This is a genomic window from Chryseobacterium sp. BIGb0232 (genome assembly GCF_024810195.1).
GTDB lineage: Bacteria > Bacteroidota > Bacteroidia > Flavobacteriales > Weeksellaceae > Chryseobacterium > Chryseobacterium pennae.
Window position 1 is genome coordinate 141,024 of sequence record NZ_JANUEH010000010.1, and the last position, 19,678, is coordinate 160,701.

Sequence of the window (19,678 nt, forward strand, 5' to 3'; positions counted from 1 at the left end):
ACTTGAATTATCTTTGACTGATTAGAAACTGTGAATCTGCAGTTTCTAATTTTTTATAAACCCTCTTCAGACCAATCCATGACAAAATCTAATGTTTTCAAAGAATATATATTTTACCTCAGCTTCTGGTGTATTTTTGCCGTTGTAATATGGATTAATTTTCAGGCAAACACAGACCGGTTTATTGCTGTACTTCAAACAATTGCCATTGTAATAACGTCTTTTATTTTCACTTATCATCTTGCCCAGAAGCTTCTTCCCAAAGCCTTAAGGACAAAAAGAATGAAGATCTTTCTGGTACAGGCAACAGTGAATATTTTAATTTTAAGTGGTATTTATTCTATTATTTTTACTTACCTTCAGGTGGCTCCTACCGTTGATTTACCACCCGGTTTTTACGGTCATTTACCCATTTTATGGCAAGGGTTTTATATGGCCATTCCCGCTGCTTTTATGATAAGTGTAGCTACATGCGGTATTAAGTTTTATCTTGAGCATGAAAGAATAGAACGGGACCATATTCTCCTTCAGCAAGCCCATTTGGAAAATCAACTCAAGCTGCTTCAGGACCAGATTAATCCCCACGTGGTATTTAACATTCTGAATCACATCCATATTCTCATCAAAACGGATACTGAACTTGCTGATTTTTTATTAATGAAGTTTTCAGATATTTTACGATACCAGCTCTATCATTGCAATCAAAACCTCGTTCCTCTTGATAAGGAAATTGAATATCTCCAAAACCTGGTTGAAGTGGAAAAACTGAGATGGGGAAATGAGCTCAATGTAAATGCCACGCTGAAAATCAATAATACAAAGGCTTACATTGCACCTTTGCTACTGGTTCCTTTTATTGAAAATGCCTTTAAATATGTCTGCAGGCTTCCGGGACAAACCGGTTATGTGAAAATTTTCTGCAAGGAAGAAAACAATAATCTTTTCTTCTATGTTGAGAATTCCTATTCAGAAATAGCCGTTCATAAAAAGAAAGACGGCGGAATTGGCCTGCAAAATGTACAGAAACGCCTTAAGTTACAATATCCTGATGCTTACGATCTTAAAATAGAGTCTGATCATCTTGTTTATAAAGTAACTTTAACCTTAAAACTGTCTGAAAATGAGCAATAATATTCCCAAAATGAAATGTCTGATCGTAGATGATGAACCATTGGCGAGATTTCACCTTAAGGAACTGGCAGACAAGATCGATTTCTTATCTGTAGAAGGAACTTATGCTACCGCACTGGAAGCAGGAACCAAGGTAAAAGAAAGCGAAATAGACCTTCTTTTGCTGGATATCAATATGCCTTATCTGAATGGTATCGATTTCCTGGAACAGCTTGAAAATCCGCCATTATGTATTTTTACGACCGCCTATTCTGAGTACGCATTGGAAGGATTCCGTCTTCAGGTAGTGGATTACCTTTTAAAGCCGATTGCTTTTAACCGCTTTTATCAGGCTGTCAATAAAGCCCAGCAGCAATTTATCATTAATGAAAAATTAAAGAAAAACACTCCTTGGGATGATCCTTTTCTGTACGTAAGGCAATCTGATACCTTTATCAAAGTTTCCTGGGTAGATATTTTATATATTGAAAGTATGCAGAACTATACAAAGCTGCATTTTAAAGATAAATCCCTGGTCATCCATCAGACCATGAAGGCCATTGAAGAATCATTGCCTTTCGAACATTTTTTCAGGATTCACAAATCATTCCTGATCAACATCACCCACATCGATATGATTTCCGGAGGCCGTCTGTTCATCAATAAAACAGAGCTTCCTATATCCCGTACCCGAAAAGAAGAACTGCTTAATCAGGTCGTTTATAAGAAGCTTATCAGTAAGTAAAAAGAAGAAAGCCGGAAGGTGTGGGGGAATTATTCAAGTTAAAAATAAGATCAAATAAATACATTCCGGCTTATTTTCTCATATCTTAAGGTAAATTCCAGCGTAGAGATACAGCTGCATAGAATGTACTGGAAAACTTTGGATCTGCAATTTTTTTCTCTTTAAAAATGCTTTTGATCTTTCGCTCACTTTCTATGAAACTTCTCGTTAAGGTTGATCCTCCTGTAATCCCTATACTCAGCTTATCATTGATCTTTATTTCCGGTTTCAGACCTGCTGTAATCTGCTGATAACCGAACATTATGGATTGTCCCTCTTTATTCCTTTCTACAGTCATCCCGCTGAGGTTAACCACAGCTTTTAAGGTAAAAGCATCTGAGAACTCATATCCGGCTTCCGCGCCTTCCGGGAAATTAATTCTGAATTTGACCTTTCCGTTGGTTTTCCAGTCAAAATAGATCCACGGTAACACCATTGGAACTCCGAATGCTGTCGTAAGCACCGGTCCAACACCCAAAGCAAGATTAGGATTAAAATGCCTGATAAACACAATACCACCCTGTCCCAGCACATCATCAAAGCTTATCTTTTCCATATCAGTATACACTCCCACGGAGGCCATCATCATCATACTCCACTTTTTACCTAAAGGTCTTATATGCTGTAGCCCCACCTGGGCGTTCAACATCTGATCCGGAAATAACGGAGTTTCATAATTTGTGTGTGACATTTTTGCGTAAGACCCACCCAGTAGCATAGCCCATGCTTTTACCTTACCATCTTTATCTTTTTTTACCGATAACGGAATACTTAGGTTCAGATTTACTCTTTTAAAATCACTTTTGGAATTGGTTTTCACGCTGTCTTCCGGCCGGATATAATTAGAGGATGGAATATATTCTGTTTTAAGTTCTGCAGAGATTCCTGATTGTGCACTTACCCAATACCCTAATGGCAACAGACAGCAAAAAGCCGTCAAAAGGTTTCTTTTCATATTCTAAATTTTACGCAAAGAGAACCCTTTAGGGATTGTTTACAAAAATTACTTGATTAAGTGCCTGAATGGTATGACCAATAGAAGCAATGGCAGGATAAAGCTCAATGGGCTGGAAGCTGGAAGAGGGAGGCCGGAAGTTAGTATTTGTCTACTGAATTACTGAAAGTTATTACAAAATAGAGTACTAAAAACCCAGAAAAATCTGCAATCCTAAGCTTTATTCGTTCTTTGACTTTCAGTAACTTCCATCCTCCCGCTTCCCACTTCCTTACTTATTAAGCTACAGATTGCTGTACTGTGTTTTTTTTACTTTTAAATATCTGATATCCAAACCATACAGCAACCAATGCCATTCCTGTACGGGTAACCACCATCGGCATTATAGAATCTGCTTCTAAAAGCCCCAATAATCCTGATATTAAAAAGGTAACCATTAGTTGCATGAATCCCAGTAACGCTGCAGCCGTACCTCTCCCCTCTTTAAACGGAGATAAAGCATGTGCAGAGGTAATAGGGAACAGAATTCCGATAGCCAGCAATGATAAATACAGCATTGCGATTTCCAAAGCTACAGAAAGGCTTCCGGCAGCGATCAGAATGTGCAGTGAACACACCAGCAACAGCATCAATGTAGCTCCAAATAAAAGATCCGAATTACTGATTCTCTTAATCAGCCTTGGAGTAATATAAGCTGCTGTAATCAAGGCCAATGAATTAAATGCAAATATAAAACTGAAGGTCTCACTCGAGAATCCGTGAAGTTCCATAAATAAGAACGGAGCATTTGAAATATAAATGATCAGAGAGGCAAAAGCAATACTTCCCACCATCGTACTGTTGATGAATTCTTTATTGGAAATAATCATTTTCAACTGTTCCTTTAATCCTTTTTCATCCGGAAGGTCATGATCCGGCTGGCTGATTCTTGTATTTGTTTCCGGAACGTATTTGTATACCATAAAGAAGGTAATCAGTCCCATGATGCATAAAAAAGCAAATGAACTGTTCCATCCCCAGTATTTCAGAAATACACTTCCCAGCAAAGGAGCTACAATCGGGGCAATTCCACTGATCTGAGATTGTTGGGCAAAAATGGTTACAGATTTTTGTTTATCATACAAATCAATAATAATGGCTCTTCCAATCACAATTCCCGCACTTCCTCCAAACGCCTGTAAGAAACGCATCGCCCATAAAACATAAATATCTGAGGTAAAATAAATGGCAGTAGCCCCTATGATAAAGAGGAGAAGACCACAATACAGCATCGGCTTACGGCCTGTTTTGTCTGATAAAGGTCCCCATAATAATTGTCCGAACGCAAATCCGGCAAAGAAAACAGAAATAGAGATTTGGATATGCCCAATATCTGTTTTAAAAATTTCAGCCATGCTTGGGAAAGCAGGAAGATAAAGATCTATACTTAAAGATTCCAACGTGTTGAGTAATGCTAAAATAAACACTACAATACCTAACTTCTTCATAAATTGTAAGCCTTCGCAGGCGGTTTTTTTTCAGGATGCAAAATTGCCTTAAAAAGCAAAAGATTACAATAACAGAACTGAAGGAAGTATAGGACAAATTGAAGATCAATGTACAATAATAAGTAAAAAATGCTAGTTTAAAACCCTAAAAATTGTAAATATTGAGGATTACCGTTTTTCATTATTCTTAAAAAAGTCTGGGTTTTGCCCTGTATGTTTCTTAAAAAACCTTGAAAAATATGAAGCATCGTTAAAACCGAGTTTAAAAGCAATCTCTTTTACTGTAAGCGCTCCAAAGCTGAGTTCTCTTTTAGCTTCAAGGAGAAGACGCTGGTTGATCATTTTTTTTACTGTTGTTCCTCTCAGAAGACGCACAATATCATTCAGGTGATGGGTACTTATCTTTAGTTTTTCGGCGTAGAAACCTGTTTCCTTCTGTTCTATATAATGTTTCTCAATAAGTCCTACTAAGTCATGAACACGTTGACGGTCATTCAGCAAGAGTTCCTGAGGATTAATTTGTTCTCCAATAATGATACAGAATGCTTTCAGATAAGCCTTTAAAAGTTCTGTTCTTGAAGTGGCTTTATATTCCTGTTCAATCAATGAGATAAGTGTGCTGCAGGTTTTTTCATTTTTAGAATCTAAAAAGAACGGAAGCACACCTCCGGTAAGAACAGATTCAATATCACAGGCTTCGTTAAAAATTTCCCGGCTTATCGCCATGGCATATCCCTCTTCTCCTTCTATCTTCATATTGAATGCCTGCCCAGGTGCAATGATACAGATTTGATTGTTCTCAAGTTTATAACTTTCAAAATCCAGCTCTAAATGGCTTTTTTCATACACTTCCCTGAACCAGATAATTTCAAAAAAATTATGCCGGTGAACATCATGGAAATTCTCAGGGCCAGCTGCACTCAGAGTACTCATCTGAAATTCTTCAGAAGTCAGATGGTGCATCGGTATTTCTTTTTCCGGTATAATCATCACTGGAGTTTTAAAATAGTTAAGCTATAAACAAAAACCACAGCAAAAAAAGTGCTGCGGTTTTCTACAATATTTAAAATTAAATAATTTTATCCGTTCTGGTTTCCTAAAAATGCATCCCATCCCTGAGCAGTAAGAGCTACCAATTGGTTAGATCCTCTTGCTACCATAAAGTTTCCTTCTTCTTTTTCCACAGCATGTCCTATAATGCTAAAATCCGGATGGTTTTTAATTTTATCAAAATCTTCTGGTGAAATCGTGAACAGTAATTCATAATCTTCACCACCACTTAATGCAGTCATAACAGGATTTAAATTCATTTCATCTGCGGTAGAGATCGTAAGGTTATCCAACGGTACCTTTTCCTCATACAGCCTGAAACCTACTTTAGACTGATCGGAAAGGTGAAGAATTTCAGAAGCTAAACCGTCAGAAATATCAATCATGGAAGTTGGTTTAATATCCAGCTCTTCCAAAATACTTTTAACATCTGTTCTTGCTTCAGGTTTCAACTGTCTTTCCAGGATATAATCATAGCCTTCCATTTCCGGCTGCATATTTGGGTCTGCAAGATAAACAGCATGTTCTCTTTCCAGAATCTGAAGTCCCATATAAGCTCCACCCAAATCTCCTGTTACTACAAGAAGATCATTTGGTTTTGCTCCGCTTCTCTTCACAATATTTTCCCCTTCTTCGATTCCTACTGCCGTAATACTCATTACCAATCCTGAATTGGAGCTTGTAGTATCTCCACCAATCAGATCTACTTTATATCGGGTACATGCTGCCTGAATTCCTGCATAGAGTTCTTCCAAAGCTTCTACTGGAAAACGGTTGGAAACAGCCAAAGAGACTAGAATCTGTGTAGGAACGGCATTCATCGCTGCAATATCACTTAGGTTTACCACTACCGCTTTATAGCCTAAATGCTTTAACGGAACATAGCCTAAATTAAAGTGTACTCCTTCTGCCAGAACGTCTGTGGTAAGAACTACTTTTTTATTGCCAGGATTAATTACTGCCGCATCATCTCCTACTCCAAGCTCCGAAGATTCGTTGGATAAAGGAAAATGTTCTGTCAGATGTTTAATCAGACCGAATTCTCCTAGTTTTGAAATGGGAGTCAGCTCCTGTGATTTATCTTCAAACATAAATTTTATATATTAATTTCTGCCGGATCAATATTATGTGGATGGAAAGGAAGCTTTTTAAAATCGTCCTTTGATAGCACCACAGTTTCCGGGCTTTTGTATTTATTCATTGCTTCCACTACATCATCTGGTGGAGTGGTCATTTTTCTAAGCATCATATCAATCCAGACTCCTGTTGCTTCGGAAGTAGCACAGTGTACTCCCTCCGGTGTATAGAACTTGTGAACGAAACGGTAAATGGAGGAATCATCTGAACACCCGTCTATTTCTACACTTACAATAACAATCTGATCGGCATAGATCTCCTTGAAGAAAGAATATCTTTCGTGCAGGATAACAGGCCCGATTCCCCATCTGCTTAATTGGGTAACTCCCATTTTTTCCTTGGTCATAAAAGCCATTCTGGCTTGAGCACAATATTGTACATAGGATGAATTGGCTAAGTGTTTGTTGGCATCAAGATCGCTCCAACGCACTTCAAATTTATGGTAGAAAATCATACTGAAATCGTTTTTGGTATCATTAAAATTATAATCTTCAAAAATACTCAAATAAGATGGTTTATAAAAATTGTACTTTTGAAAAAATAATCTTCAGCATAAGATTACCCATACATGAAACAGATCATCATTATCGGAGGTGGTGCTGCAGGCTTTTTCTGCGCAGCCAACCTTGACGAAAAGAAATATAAAATTACGATTTTAGAACAGAACTCAGATGTTCTTCAGAAAGTTAAAATTTCCGGAGGCGGACGATGTAATGTCACCCATGCCTGCTTTGACCCGAGAGAGCTCGTACAGTTTTATCCCCGTGGAAACAAAGAACTATTAAGTGTTTTTACTAAATTTCAACCGGGCGACACGATGGAATGGTTCGATCAGCGTAATGTTCCGTTGAAAATAGAGAATGACAACAGAACTTTTCCTGAAAGCAATTCTTCACAGACCATCATCAATACCTTTTTGAATGAAGTTCAGAAGAAAAATGTAGTTGTACAGACAAAATGTACCGTAAAGGAGATTGAAAAACAGGATGAAAAATATAGTGTAAAAACTAATTCGGGAGATTTTGAAGCGGATTATCTTGTGTACACTACCGGAAGCTCACCTAAATCCTTAAAAATTGTTGAAAATCTGGGGCATAAGATCATAGACCTTGTTCCGTCTCTTTTTACTTTTAATATTAAAGATGATCTTTTAAAAGATCTTCCCGGAACCAGTTTTGAAAATGCAGGAATTTCTATTCCTAAACTGAAAACTGAGGAAAGCGGACCGCTTTTGATTACCCATTGGGGACTTTCCGGACCTGCTGTTCTAAAGATTTCAGCATGGGAAGCCATAAGTCTCGCAAAACTTAAATACAATTTTGAAATTGAGGTGAACTTTGTTTCCATAGAGATGGACGATGCAGAAGAAATGTTCCATAACTTTAAACAAAGTAATCCTAAAAAGACCATAGGCCAATCGAAAATCTTTGATATTACAAACAGATTCTGGCAAAAAATATTAGATATTTCAAAAGTTGATCTCAACAAGCAGGTAGCCAATATTTCAGGAAAAGAAACGCAGAAAATTCTGGAAAATCTGTGTAAGAAAAAGTTTCCGGTGACCGGAAAATCAACATTTAAAGACGAGTTTGTAACTGCGGGAGGTGTTGATTTAAAAGAAATTAACTTTAAAAACATGTCTTCAAAAATTCTTCCTAATTTTTATATTGCCGGAGAAGTTTTAAATATAGATGCTGTGACGGGAGGATTCAATTTTCAGGCATGCTGGAGTGAAGGATGGCTGATTGCACAGGATTTAAATTCCCTATAAAAATCACTAAAAATAAGGATAACGACACATGAAAAAATTAATATTTCTACTATTTACGTTTGGGTTCACATTATGTTTTTCTCAGGTAAAACAGGACCGGGCAGAATCCCCTGTAAAAGATTATACTAATAAAGCAGATATAAAACCTGAATTTCCAGGAGGAATTGCTGTATTCAGAACACTCATTATGAGTAAAATAAATTTTAGTATCATTACAGACTCAGCAAACTCAGAGGTACGGTTTCTAATTGATTCCAAGGGAGAACTGAGCTCTGTGACGGCAAACGGAGAGCAGGAAAACTTTAATAAAGAATTGATACGGGTCATCAATACCATAAACAAAAAATGGGAGCCCGCTGTTTATAAAAACAAACCTGTGGACTATTGGTATACCCTTCCAATGTCGATAAATTTTGATTAAAGCATAGGTATGCTATCAGCCAAAAGAAATATCACATTTTTAAAGATCCTTCTCATCATAGGATTTGTATATTTCTTTTGGCTGATGCTCAGCATTACGTTGGAATATATTCCTGTAGATCCCAACGTCAGCTTCCTGATGATTAAACAAACAGAAGTAGAACATAGGCCGGAATATCTTTATTTTTTCTACACTCATGTGTACACCAGCATTTTTGTACTTCTTTCAGGATTTTTAGCCATACTTCGCAAAGATTTTGGATGGAAAAGCTTTCACCGGAACATGGGAAAGTTTTATATTTTTCTCATTTTATTTTTAGCTGCACCATCAGGAATTTATATGGGATTTTTTGCCAATGGTGGCCTTTTTTCAAAGGTATCATTTGTTATTCTGGGGCTTTCATGGTGGTTTTCTACCTTCAGAGCCTATCAGCTGGCCAGGCAAAAAAAGTTTAAAGAACACAAGCAATGGATGTGGCGGAGTTTTGCTTTTACATTATCAGCCATTACATTACGGATGTGGAAAGTTATTATTGTATATTTATTTCACCCAAATCCCATGGATGTTTATCAAATCATTGCATGGCTGGGCTGGATTCCCAATATCCTTATCATTGAATACTTAATTACAAAAAAACAGATATGAAAACTTTAAGTTACACCCTTATTTCCTTGTTTGCAGTTTCTCTGATAAGCTGCAAAAAAGAAGGAAAAACGAATGAATCAGACAAAGATTCTCTAACCGCAAAAAAAGACTCTGTAGTCATTCCTGAAGTTCATAAAGAATATTACGGAGTTTACACCGGAGACTTTGCAGGGATGGAAAAACTGGTTGATGATGTAGACGGCTCTGAATATGATGAGAATGTCTACAAAAGAATCTCTATAAAAATCAACAAAATTACCAAAGACAGTGTGTATGGACAAAGCATTGTGAATGGAAACCAACGTCCTGTAAGAGGAATTTTTAATGAATCTTCAAAATCTTTTGTACTGGATGAACCCGGGAATGATAAAACAGACGGCAGGTTTGAAGTAAAACTTAATGGAGACAGCTTAACGGGAAAATGGAATGCTTTCAATAAAAAAGCTGTAAAAGCTCCTCTGAAATCTCTGAAACTCATCAAAAAAGAATTTGTGTATAATCCTAATTTTATGCTTGATCCGGAATCCAACCTGGTAGACTGGAACAATCCTAAAGATTTTGTAGAAAAATACACCGACAGTGATGGGAAAACCGAAAGTTATACCACATCAAAGAATCGGGTTGCTTCTGATGCGGTCTTTAAACTGAATGCCTCTAAACAAAAACTAAGCGAAAAAGACATTAAAAATCTGAGAAAACTGGATCTTGAGATTATCAAGAACTCAGTGTTTGCAAGGCATGGTTATTCTTTCAAAAAAGAAACGTACAGAGACTTTTTCGAGCAGACCAATTGGTACATTCCGGTTTCCAATAATGTAGACAACGAACTTTCTCCCATGGAAAAGGATAACGTGGCACTACTGAACAGATTTATTAAATACGCTGAAGATAAATATGACAGTTTTGGAAGGTAAGTTCTGAAAATTAGGAATTAGGAGTTGAAGCCAAACTTTTATTATTTGTCATTTTAACAAAAAGATAAAGCAACAGACAACCTGCAGCATAACACAGAATATCAATCCAGGAAAAAGAATTCCCGATGACAATATACATCAGGCTTCCCTCCCGGAAGCCCAGTTTTTCTGCAATATTAAAATACTGGGCAAACTCTACAAAACAGGAAAAAATCAGAATTCCCCAGATAAGTTTTTCATTGTTTACCCTGAAAAAGCTCTTCACCAAAGTATAGAGAAGCATTACTACAATAACATCCCCAAGATAGGCTCGTACGAAGAAAATATCTTTCAGTTTTGTAGCAATCAGTACCTCAATCAGGAAAATAAAAACGGAGGCAAGCAGATATTTCAGGCTAAATTGGAATTTCATATGGATGTTTTAAATCTTAAAAGTTCAGGCATAAAAAATCGGTATTCATTAAAAATACCGATTTTATTCTGACAAATATATTATTTCTTTACTTTGATTGTACATCCAATGGCGACAGTTTTTGTCATTTTCATAGGTTCTCCCTTAATCAGGGCATTTACTGCATCCTGAGCATAATATTCTGATACATCATTCGGGTTATCGTAGTTGTTATCAATAGCGCCTATATATTTTACAATATTCTTACCCTTTTCTTTCTGCAATACAAAAACATGTGGCGTTTTTGTGGCTCCGTACTGAGGATAAACCTTCTGCCCTTCATCCACTAAATACGGAAAAGTAAACCCTTTCTGCTTGGCTCTGTCAATCATCTCTTTATAACCATCCTCAGGCTGTACATTCGGGTCATTGGGGTTGATGGCGATGACAGGATATCCCTGGTTTTTATATTTTTTATCCAATTCAATAATTCTGTCTTCGTATTTCTTTGCATACGGACAATGGTTACAGGTAAAGATAACGATGAATCCCTTAGCTGTTTTAAAATCACTCAGGGAAATCATTTTACCATCAATATTCTTAAGCTTAAAATCGGCTGCCTCATCTCCTACTTCATACCCTTTCACTTTCGAAACGGTTTCTTTTTGCAATTTATTCTTATCATGAGCTTCCGTTGTAAAGCTTAGTAATCCTAAACCAGCGATGAATGCAGTCATTAAAATTTTCATATTTTTCATAATAGTCTTTATTGTAAATTTTCAGTAATTGTTTTTTCAAGATCTTCCTTGCTCATTTCACCATCATTAAAGTATACTTTTCCTCCGCTTTTATAAAATAACGTTACCGGAATATTTCCGTCCCAATCCTTTTCAAACTTTGGAATCCAGGTATTCATTCTTTTGATATCATCCAGGAGAACCACTTCAGCAGTCAGGCTTTTATTTTTAATGAATTTTAAAACTCTTTCTTTATCTACCAGCCTGTCTAAGGAAACCAAAATCATTTTAAACTTCGGATTACCTGCATGTTGATTATTTATCTCCATAAAATGTGGAAGCTCTTTTACACAAGGGGCACAGGTGGTTGCCCAGAAATTGACAACAAGAAACTTATCTTTTTCTTGCTGTATTGTTTTTTCGAGGTCTTCATATTTTACAACGGGAACTTCGGTCTGCTGAGCTTTACAAACCGCACAGAAAAGAAAGATGGCCAGAATTTTAAATATATTCTTCATATTCAAATTTAATAATTGCAACCTTTATCTATGATTTCCAAACTGTTAAAGTTTGTTAACGGGCGCAATGAACCTTTAAATTTATCGTTCACACAGTATTGAATTATTGAAATAAAATGTACATTAGCTTTCTAACCAAACTAAAATTATTATGAAAAAATCAATGAATCAAAAAAAGAAACTTACCAAGATTGAATTGAAAACCATTAACGGAGCAGGACCTATCTGCCCGAGGGTAATCAACTGTACGGACCGTAATACCGGGGAAGAGCTGTATGGAGTCTACGGAATTCAGGACGGTCCTTGCTGCTAATTACAGAGTAATAATACCAAATTAAAAAGATATGAAAAAATCAAAAATTGAAAAAAAGAAGCTAACAAAAGCTGAGCTTAAAGAAATCAGTGGCGGTGTTGCAGCCAACTGCGCAGAAGGACTTTGCAAACTTAGAGGAGTGAGCAGTCATTTCATGATCATTGGCCCCGTGGGTAAAAACGGATACTGCTGCTAATCAAGTTTAAACGCTTACAATAAAAAAATGATTGGATTTCCTCCAGTCATTTTTTTTATCATATTCAGCTCATTAAAGCTTCTGTAGAAGTCAAACTATTGATGTCTGTACTCACCTGCCTTGGGAACCCGCTTTCTTAAAAAATGATATCCCTTTTTTCCTAAACACGTTTTTGAAGGTCTTCGTATTTCAAAATGGGAATACTTTACGGCTGAGCTTTGCAATGGTACAAAACAGAATAGTTGACAGGGTTTTAATAATTCCACATGGTTAAATTTAATAAATAATTATAACCCAGAAACCTACACATGTCTGTTGGCTAAAAAATGTTTACTGTTCTCTCTTAGCTTTTAATTTTGTGTTTGTTTTTGACCTAATTTTTGATTTAGTTTTTGATTTAGAGGAAGAAGCCTTTGCAACATAAAACATTGTTCCATTTTCACAATACATTGATCCTGGTCGTCGAGGTTTCTTTCTGTAATGTTCCTCTATAGAATCTTCACGTCTCTTGACGATTGTCACTGAATCGATATACGCTTTATATACTACTGCTACAGAATCATGAATTCTTTGTTCAGCTCTTTCCTTTGCTGCTTTATTGCATGAGAATAGTGAAATCAATAAGAATACTAAAAATATTTTTTTCATGATTGGTTTTATTAATCCGAAAGGTACAATTTTAGATTTATAACTCTAAAATCCTATTATTAAGCATCGTTAAGACAACACAAAAACAACAAATTTATTTTTTTATAGAAATAAAACACAATTGTTTATAGTACAAACACATATCACAAAAGGGAAAGCATATCTATCATTCACTATTCAGTGACAATATACCGTTAAATTTTATCACACAGTGTGGAATTATTAAAATTTCCATGTATATTAGTATAAATTAAATAAAAAATCATGAAAAATTTTGAGAACAAAAAAAGAAAATTGACAAAAACAGATTTAAAAGAAATTAATGGTGGGGCTGGTATAAGATGTCGCGCAGGATTCTGTATAAGTGATTCAGGATTGCTTGAACCAGGTCTTATAGGAGAAGACGGGCGTTGCTGCTAATCAATTTTAAACGTTTACAATAAAAAAAAATGATTGGATTATCCTCCAATCATTTTTTTTATGGCGTTCAGCTTCATTAAAGCTTCTATAGGTGTCAAAGTATTGATGTCTATCTTGGTAAGTTCCTCACGGATATTCTCCAGAACCGGATCATCCAGCTGAAAGAAAGAAAGCTGCATATTTTCTTCCGTTACCCTTTTGATATTCTCTGAGGTTCCTCCGCCCTGGGTTCTGCTTGCTTCAAGGGTTTTAAGAATCTCATTTGCTCTGTTTACCACTTTGGCAGGCATTCCGGCCAGCTTTGCCACATGAATACCAAAACTATGCTCACTGCCTCCGGGAACCAGTTTTCTTAAGAAGATAATATTCCCTTTGTTTTCCTGAATGGAAACATGGAAGTTCTTCACTCTTTCAAAATTCACGGTCATTTCATTCAGTTCATGGTAATGGGTTGCAAACAAAGTCTTCGCCTGTGTATTGTGCTGATGAAGATATTCTGCAATAGCCCATGCAATGGAAACCCCATCATATGTGGAAGTTCCACGTCCAATTTCATCCAGAAGGATAAGGCTTCGTTCTGAAATATTATTCAGGATGTTGGCAGCTTCGTTCATTTCCACCATGAAAGTGGATTCTCCTGCTGAAATATTGTCTGTAGCTCCTACTCTGGTAAAGATCTTATCCAACATTCCTATTTCTGCATGTTTAGCCGGCACAAAACTTCCGATCTGAGCCAAAAGACATACAATAGCCGTCTGGCGGAGAATTGCTGATTTACCAGCCATGTTTGGTCCTGTAACCATGATAATCTGCTGAGAATCTTTATTCAGGAAGATATCGTTCGGAATATATTTTTCTCCCAATGGAAGAGCATTTTCTATAATCGGGTGTCTTGCTTCTTTCAGATCAATGGAATAACCATCATTCAGAATAGGCTTCGTATAGCTCTCTGAAACAGCAAGTTCAGACAATCCGGCAGCTACATCAAGCTGAGCAATAATATTGGAGTTCCCCTGAATCTGATCAATATAAACCATTGTTTCAGAACATAGATTCCTGTACAACTGAGTTTCCAGAACGCCTATTTTTTCTTCAGCGCCCAGAATCTGACTTTCATATTCCTTTAATTCTTCTGTGATATAACGCTCGGCATTCACAAGGGTCTGTTTTCTCACCCAGTCATCCGGTACTTTATCTTTATGGGTATTCCGGACTTCAATATAGTATCCGAAAACATTATTAAAATCAATCTTAAGACTTGTAATACCTGTTCTTTCAATCTCTCTCTGGCACATTTCATCGAGGAAGCCACGGCCTTTACTCTGAAGATTTCTCAATCTGTCCAGCTCTTCAGAAACCCCGTTCTTAATGACATTTCCTTTGGCAATGCTTACCGGAAGTTCTTCATTAAGGTGATTCTGCAGGTATTTAATCAGTTCTTCAAGATCAAATAATGGTTCTAGCCAAGCCAATACATCTGCATGAGGATGTAATAATGCTTTGATTCTATGAATATTAATCAAACTTTGACGCAGATGTCCTAATTCTCTAGGTGAGATTTTCTCTGCGGCCAGTTTTCCCATCAATCGGTCAAGATCGGAGATCGACTTTAAAAGCTGTCCTATTTCATATTTAAGCTGATCATTTTCGTTTAAGAAATCAATCAGGGAAAGTCTTCTTGAAATTTCATCTACAGATTTTAAAGGAAGAATAATTCTTCTTCTCAGTAATCTCCCGCCCATTGGCGTTGAGGTTTTATCAATAATATCCAGCAATGATTTCCCTTGCGGATTGCTTGGATAAACGATCTCCAGATTTCTTAAGGTGAAGTTATCCATCATCAGATAATCTTCCTGTGGAATAATCTGAAGTTTTGTAATATGAGAAAGCAGGTTATGGTGTGTATCTTCCACCAAGTAGGCAAAAATAGCTCCTGCTGCTGTAATAGCTAACGGAAGGGCCTCCACTCCAAACCCCTTTAGAGAATTGGTTTTAAAATGATTGGTTAATTTTTCGTAGGCAAAGTTATATTGAAAAGCCCAGTCTTCCAGCTTAAAAGCATTCTTATTCTTAATCTGCTCCGGAATCTGTACACTCCTCTGGAAAATAATTTCACTGGGATCAAAAGTATTGACAATATGCAACAGTTTTTCAAGGTTTCCTTCACTTACCAGAAATTCACCTGTAGAGATATCTACTAAAGCAATCCCATACTTTTCCTTTTCCTTGTGCAGGGAAAGCAGGAAGTTATTTTTTTTGGAATTTAAAACCTGATCATTGAACGTTACCCCTGGTGTTACCAGCTCCGTAACCCCTCTTTTCACAATTCCTTTGACCATTTTAGGATCTTCCAGCTGATCGCAGATCGCTACTCTCATCCCTGCCCTTACCAGTTTTGGAAGATAGGAATCTATTGAGTGATGCGGAAATCCCGCCAGTTCTACACTTCCTTCACCATTATTTCTTTTGGTAAGAACAATACCCAATATCTGGGACGTCTTCACAGCATCCTGCCCAAAAGTTTCATAAAAGTCCCCTACTCTGAAAAGCAACAACGCATCAGGGTATTTGCCCTTGATGGTATTATATTGAGTCATTAGCGGAGTTTCCTTCTTCGATTTTGCCATAGTAAAAAATGAGCCCCAAATTTAGAAAAATAAATTCAGGGTTCAGAGTGGTTTTATGCTTTATCGCTGAATAACTTTTCCTTATCAGGAATTAATTGTATTTTCACCATAAAATCACATCCATGGAATTTCCCCTTCTAGAAACTGAAAGGCTTATTTTACGCCAGCTTACCCTCGATGATGCCCAAGATCTGCTCGAATATTTTTCTTTGGAAGAAGTGATGGAATATTATGATCTTGAAGCGTTCAAATCTCTCGAAGATGCACAGCAAATCATTCAGCATTTCAACAGTGAATTTGAAAAAGGAAAAGGATTCCGCTGGGCTTTGCAGTTGAAATCGAATGGAAAAGTGATTGGTACATGCGGCTATCACAACTGGTATCGTGAACATTTTAAGGCAGAAATCGGGTATGAACTCAATCCTCTTTTCTGGAGACAATCTTATATGAAAGAAGCTATACTGCCTATTCTGACCTTTGGTCTTGAAAGTATGAGACTGCATCGTGTGGACGCCTTTATAGATCCGGCCAATATTTCATCTGAAAAACTTTTAACATCGATCCGTTTTCAGGAAGAAGGAATGCTGAGAGACTACTTTTTTGAAAAAGGAAGATTTGTAGATGCCAAGATCTTTGGGTTAATTAATAAATAAGATGTTATAAGGCTGGGAGCCAGAAGAAGGAAGCTGGAAGTTACTATTTGTCTGTAAACATCTACTTATCATTCTAAACATCTGGAAGAATCTTTTATATCCTTCCAAATGTCAGAAATCAAAGATTCGGCGTACCCTATGACAATGATGCAACATTGGATATAAGAATCAAATATTTTTTATGAAAGACTTACCCTGAGGTTTCGACAAAAATAACTTACTTTTCCCCGCCTCCATCTTCAATCCTTTCAGACTAATTTCCTTTATGTAAATGCTTTTCCAAAGCCTCACTGCTTTTCTTAAAGGCCCATTTTTTCTTATAATCCACCCATTTGGCTTTAAATAGTTTGCGCATAAGCTTATCTGTGTATCTCATGATAAAGACATGGTACAGCATATTAGCAAATACGTTTGGTTTGTTCGGTAATGCTCTTAGTGACAGAGAAAAACCAGGTTCAAGATATCTGTTGAAATGCCAGAACGCTCCCGGAATAAAAAGCGCATCTCCATGTTCCATAAAGATTTCATATCCTTTTGCGTATTTCAGTGCCGGAAACTTCTCATAATCAGGATCCTCGTAGTCTACATCATAGATGGTATGAACAGATAAAGGCACTTTGTACAAAAATGGAGACTGTTTCTGATCAAATAATAAAATTCTCTTTTTCCCCTCAAAATGGATATGCATAAAATCTCCCAAATCTACATCGTAATGCATTAGCACATGTGCTTCACTTCCTCCAAAAAATAAAGTAGGAAGCCTTTTAAAGAACTTCATTCCCAAATCAGGATAGGTAAAGTTTTTAAGCAGTTCAGGCAACCTGTCTGTAATGATGTAGAAAAAGATCCTGAGATCTGAGGGCTTCCTTTTTATCGTATCAATATAATCCCTCATTTTCATATTAGCTACCGGAGCGTCAGAGCTTTTAGCAGCATCAGCAGGCTTGTTGTCATACAAAGGAACATTCTGATCGCCTGCCTTTTCACGGATATAGGCAAGGTTCCACAGATCAAAAGCATCCCAACGGCTTGCAAAATTCTTGATTAAAAGAGGCTTATGCTTTTTGAAATAGTTCTTCTGAAAATCTTCTTTACTGATATCATTGACTACATCTACGTTTTCGAGGATCATGTACTTTGTATTTAATGCGAATTAAAAATAGTCTTTTTTTGAAAACTGCGAAAATTAAGATTGTTAAGTTGGAAGCTGGAAGAAGGAGGCTGGAAGTTTCTATTTGTCTGTAAGTACCTATAATACAACATTCAATAGAAAATTATTAATGGAAAGCTTAAACCTGCTTTTCGACCTCAATAACTTTCCTCTTCCAGCTTCAGACTTCCTACTTTATTCTGAAAAATTTATATTTGTGATATTAAGCGAATTTATGAGAGTCTATAACACGAAACATTTCCTTAAAATCCTTTTCAGTTTACATAAAAGCGACACCCTGAAAATACTTTTTCCAAGCATGATTATGGTGGGATTATATTCCTGGGGAATTCAATATCTGGAAGTGGGATATTTTCATCTTACTGCAAAATCAGGAATCAGCAATGTAGGAATGATCCATTCTTTATTAGGGTTTGTCCTTTCTCTTTTGCTTGTATTCCGCACCAATACAGCCTATGACAGATGGTGGGAAGGAAGAAAACTATGGGGAAAACTAGTGAACGATACTCGCAACTTTGCGATAAAAATCAATACCATTCTTGGAGATAACCGTCAGGATGCAGAACAGATTTCAAGATATTTAAAATATTTTCCTCACTTTTTAGCCAAACACCTTTCTAAGGAATCAACGCGCCTGGCATTAGATGAAGATTATACAGAAATTGAAAAATCATTGAAAAACCATGGACCTAGTGAAATTCTTATTCTTTTAAGTCATAAACTTAACCAATTAAAGAAAGAAGGAAAGATTTCAGAGATTGAAATGCTGTATCTAGATACTCAACTATCAGGTTTTCTGGAAGTATGTGGCGGATGTGAAAGAATTAAAAACACACCCATTCCCTATTCTTATTCATCCTTTATTAAAAAATTCATCATCCTATATGTACTTGCCCTTCCTATTGCTTACGTTATTACGATAGGCCTTTTCATGATACCACTTACTGTTTTTGTGTATTATGTACTGATGAGTCTTGAGATGATTGCCGAGGAAATTGAAGATCCTTTCAACAATGATGAGAATGACATCCCAATGGAGACCATAGCCCAGAATATTGAGAAAAATGTTCATCAGATTATGAGCAAGAAATAAAAAATCAACCTTTTAAAGGTTGATTTCTTTAAGTTCTCCGTCTGCTTTTATCTCAACAAATTTACTTTCCCTGTTGGCAGCGTCATATCCGTAAAAAAAGGTGCTATATATGGGAGTGGAATACAGATAGCCCCCGTATCCATTATAGGCATCTGAAGTTCCCGTTTGCTGTTGGTAACTCGCCGTTGCTGTAAAGTTTACAATGGTTTCAAGATAGTATTTCCCTGGTTTCAGTTTTTCAAATTTAAAACGGCCGTGATCATCTGTTAAAGCCTCCACTCTGTATTTAAAAGCTTCTTCAGACATATAAACTGTAGTCTTCTTATTTTCATACTTTTTTCTCATGCTATAAAACTCTTCAAAATAAGGAGTTACAGGAAAAAGCATAATAACGGTTCCCTTAGGAGCATAATGTTTTTGTCCAAGCAATGGTTTTATGCCCCAATTATTTTTTTGCTTGGTAGAAGCTACCCCTTCAATCGTTGAATTTCCGAATGCCAGCATATCACGGGCTAGTTTTTTATCAAAGAAAGCTTGAGGATAATAGGTATTTTGTGCCTGTGAAGGTAAAAAGGCAAACACCAGTATGAATAAAGAGAATAAATTTTTCATAGTATATTTTTGAATCAAATATAAG

At 36.5% G+C, this 19,678-nt stretch carries 23 protein-coding genes; 11 read left to right on the forward strand and 12 right to left on the reverse strand.

All coding sequences use genetic code 11. From position 1 onward, the window contains the following. Window positions 1-78: 78 nt before the first annotated feature. On the forward strand, window positions 79-1,131 hold the full coding sequence (locus tag M2372_RS19615) for a sensor histidine kinase (RefSeq protein ID WP_123320316.1): 1,053 nt from the start codon (window positions 79-81) through the stop codon (window positions 1,129-1,131). After that, complete coding sequence (locus M2372_RS19620; protein WP_123320315.1) at window positions 1,121-1,855, forward strand: LytTR family DNA-binding domain-containing protein; 735 nt, start codon at window positions 1,121-1,123, stop codon at window positions 1,853-1,855. Before M2372_RS19615 ends, M2372_RS19620 begins: the two co-directional genes overlap by 11 nt. Before the next feature lie 85 nt (window positions 1,856-1,940). Here M2372_RS19620 and M2372_RS19625 read toward each other — a convergent pair whose 3' ends face one another. The 5 genes from M2372_RS19625 to M2372_RS19645 form a co-directional block, all read right to left on the reverse strand. Further along, the gene (locus M2372_RS19625) at window positions 1,941-2,849 is read right to left on the reverse strand and encodes a DUF6268 family outer membrane beta-barrel protein (RefSeq protein ID WP_123320314.1); all 909 of its coding nucleotides are present in this window, start codon (window positions 2,847-2,849) and stop codon (window positions 1,941-1,943) included. 278 nt (window positions 2,850-3,127) lie between these two features. Then, entirely contained in the window at window positions 3,128-4,336 is a 1,209-nt protein-coding gene (locus tag M2372_RS19630) for a multidrug effflux MFS transporter (RefSeq protein WP_123320313.1), read from the reverse strand. Window positions 4,337-4,504: 168 nt separating this feature from the next. Beyond that, on the reverse strand, window positions 4,505-5,326 hold the full coding sequence (locus M2372_RS19635; RefSeq protein ID WP_123320312.1) for an AraC family transcriptional regulator: 822 nt from the start codon (window positions 5,324-5,326) through the stop codon (window positions 4,505-4,507). A gap of 89 nt (window positions 5,327-5,415) precedes the next feature. Further along, entirely contained in the window at window positions 5,416-6,477 is a 1,062-nt protein-coding gene (gene thiL / locus M2372_RS19640; RefSeq protein ID WP_123320311.1) for a thiamine-phosphate kinase, read from the reverse strand. 5 nt (window positions 6,478-6,482) lie between these two features. Continuing rightward, window positions 6,483-6,977 carry a thioesterase family protein gene (locus tag M2372_RS19645; protein ID WP_123320614.1) on the reverse strand — a complete coding sequence of 165 codons (495 nt, stop codon included), beginning with the start codon at window positions 6,975-6,977 and terminating at the stop codon, window positions 6,483-6,485. A gap of 114 nt (window positions 6,978-7,091) precedes the next feature. On the opposite strand from M2372_RS19645, the gene M2372_RS19650 reads away from it, so the two are divergent. The 4 genes from M2372_RS19650 to M2372_RS19665 are packed head-to-tail and all read left to right on the forward strand — an operon-like array spanning window position 7,092 to window position 10,274. After that, window positions 7,092-8,294, forward strand: a complete 1,203-nt coding sequence (locus tag M2372_RS19650) for an NAD(P)/FAD-dependent oxidoreductase (protein ID WP_123320310.1) — start codon at window positions 7,092-7,094, stop codon at window positions 8,292-8,294. Between the two features lie 28 nt (window positions 8,295-8,322). Next, the gene (locus tag M2372_RS19655; protein WP_115968506.1) at window positions 8,323-8,715 is read left to right on the forward strand and encodes a hypothetical protein; all 393 of its coding nucleotides are present in this window, start codon (window positions 8,323-8,325) and stop codon (window positions 8,713-8,715) included. Between the two features lie 9 nt (window positions 8,716-8,724). After that, on the forward strand, window positions 8,725-9,360 hold the full coding sequence (locus M2372_RS19660) for a DUF2306 domain-containing protein (protein WP_123320309.1): 636 nt from the start codon (window positions 8,725-8,727) through the stop codon (window positions 9,358-9,360). Beyond that, window positions 9,357-10,274 (forward strand): YARHG domain-containing protein, encoded by a 918-nt coding sequence (locus M2372_RS19665; RefSeq protein WP_123320308.1) that lies wholly within the window; start codon window positions 9,357-9,359, stop codon window positions 10,272-10,274. Before M2372_RS19660 ends, M2372_RS19665 begins: the two co-directional genes overlap by 4 nt. Before the next feature lie 10 nt (window positions 10,275-10,284). Here M2372_RS19665 and M2372_RS19670 read toward each other — a convergent pair whose 3' ends face one another. From M2372_RS19670 to M2372_RS19680, 3 genes are all read right to left on the reverse strand, one after another. Next, window positions 10,285-10,686 (reverse strand): DUF2809 domain-containing protein, encoded by a 402-nt coding sequence (locus M2372_RS19670; RefSeq protein WP_123320307.1) that lies wholly within the window; start codon window positions 10,684-10,686, stop codon window positions 10,285-10,287. An 80-nt stretch (window positions 10,687-10,766) separates the two neighbouring features. Beyond that, window positions 10,767-11,423 carry a thioredoxin family protein gene (locus tag M2372_RS19675; protein WP_123320306.1) on the reverse strand — a complete coding sequence of 219 codons (657 nt, stop codon included), beginning with the start codon at window positions 11,421-11,423 and terminating at the stop codon, window positions 10,767-10,769. Between the two features lie 8 nt (window positions 11,424-11,431). Beyond that, window positions 11,432-11,920, reverse strand: a complete 489-nt coding sequence (locus tag M2372_RS19680; RefSeq protein WP_123320305.1) for a TlpA disulfide reductase family protein — start codon at window positions 11,918-11,920, stop codon at window positions 11,432-11,434. A 151-nt stretch (window positions 11,921-12,071) separates the two neighbouring features. On the opposite strand from M2372_RS19680, the gene M2372_RS19685 reads away from it, so the two are divergent. Then, window positions 12,072-12,233 (forward strand): hypothetical protein, encoded by a 162-nt coding sequence (locus M2372_RS19685; RefSeq protein ID WP_165852156.1) that lies wholly within the window; start codon window positions 12,072-12,074, stop codon window positions 12,231-12,233. 31 nt (window positions 12,234-12,264) lie between these two features. Continuing rightward, window positions 12,265-12,429 carry a bacteriocin gene (locus M2372_RS19690; protein WP_115968515.1) on the forward strand — a complete coding sequence of 55 codons (165 nt, stop codon included), beginning with the start codon at window positions 12,265-12,267 and terminating at the stop codon, window positions 12,427-12,429. Between the two features lie 330 nt (window positions 12,430-12,759). Here the strand turns inward: M2372_RS19690 and M2372_RS19695 are convergent, their stop codons facing one another. Next, window positions 12,760-13,077 carry a hypothetical protein gene (locus M2372_RS19695; RefSeq protein ID WP_123320304.1) on the reverse strand — a complete coding sequence of 106 codons (318 nt, stop codon included), beginning with the start codon at window positions 13,075-13,077 and terminating at the stop codon, window positions 12,760-12,762. Window positions 13,078-13,341: 264 nt separating this feature from the next. On the opposite strand from M2372_RS19695, the gene M2372_RS19700 reads away from it, so the two are divergent. Continuing rightward, window positions 13,342-13,497, forward strand: coding sequence for a hypothetical protein (locus M2372_RS19700; protein ID WP_185018871.1), 156 nt, complete (start codon window positions 13,342-13,344; stop codon window positions 13,495-13,497). Between the two features lie 38 nt (window positions 13,498-13,535). Here M2372_RS19700 and mutS read toward each other — a convergent pair whose 3' ends face one another. Beyond that, window positions 13,536-16,124 carry a DNA mismatch repair protein MutS gene (mutS, locus tag M2372_RS19705; protein WP_123320303.1) on the reverse strand — a complete coding sequence of 863 codons (2,589 nt, stop codon included), beginning with the start codon at window positions 16,122-16,124 and terminating at the stop codon, window positions 13,536-13,538. 122 nt (window positions 16,125-16,246) lie between these two features. On the opposite strand from mutS, the gene M2372_RS19710 reads away from it, so the two are divergent. Beyond that, window positions 16,247-16,777: a GNAT family N-acetyltransferase gene (locus tag M2372_RS19710; RefSeq protein WP_123320302.1), complete on the forward strand. Its 531-nt coding sequence runs from the start codon at window positions 16,247-16,249 to the stop codon at window positions 16,775-16,777. A gap of 253 nt (window positions 16,778-17,030) precedes the next feature. Here M2372_RS19710 and M2372_RS19715 read toward each other — a convergent pair whose 3' ends face one another. Continuing rightward, on the reverse strand, window positions 17,031-17,909 hold the full coding sequence (locus M2372_RS19715) for a cupin-like domain-containing protein (protein WP_123320301.1): 879 nt from the start codon (window positions 17,907-17,909) through the stop codon (window positions 17,031-17,033). A gap of 148 nt (window positions 17,910-18,057) precedes the next feature. Between M2372_RS19715 and M2372_RS19720 the strand changes: the two genes are divergently transcribed. Further along, window positions 18,058-19,041 (forward strand): bestrophin family protein, encoded by a 984-nt coding sequence (locus M2372_RS19720; RefSeq protein ID WP_228455752.1) that lies wholly within the window; start codon window positions 18,058-18,060, stop codon window positions 19,039-19,041. 12 nt (window positions 19,042-19,053) lie between these two features. On the opposite strand, the gene M2372_RS19725 is transcribed toward M2372_RS19720, so the two are convergent. Beyond that, complete coding sequence (locus M2372_RS19725; protein WP_228438459.1) at window positions 19,054-19,653, reverse strand: hypothetical protein; 600 nt, start codon at window positions 19,651-19,653, stop codon at window positions 19,054-19,056. Between the last annotated feature and the right edge of the window lie 25 nt (window positions 19,654-19,678).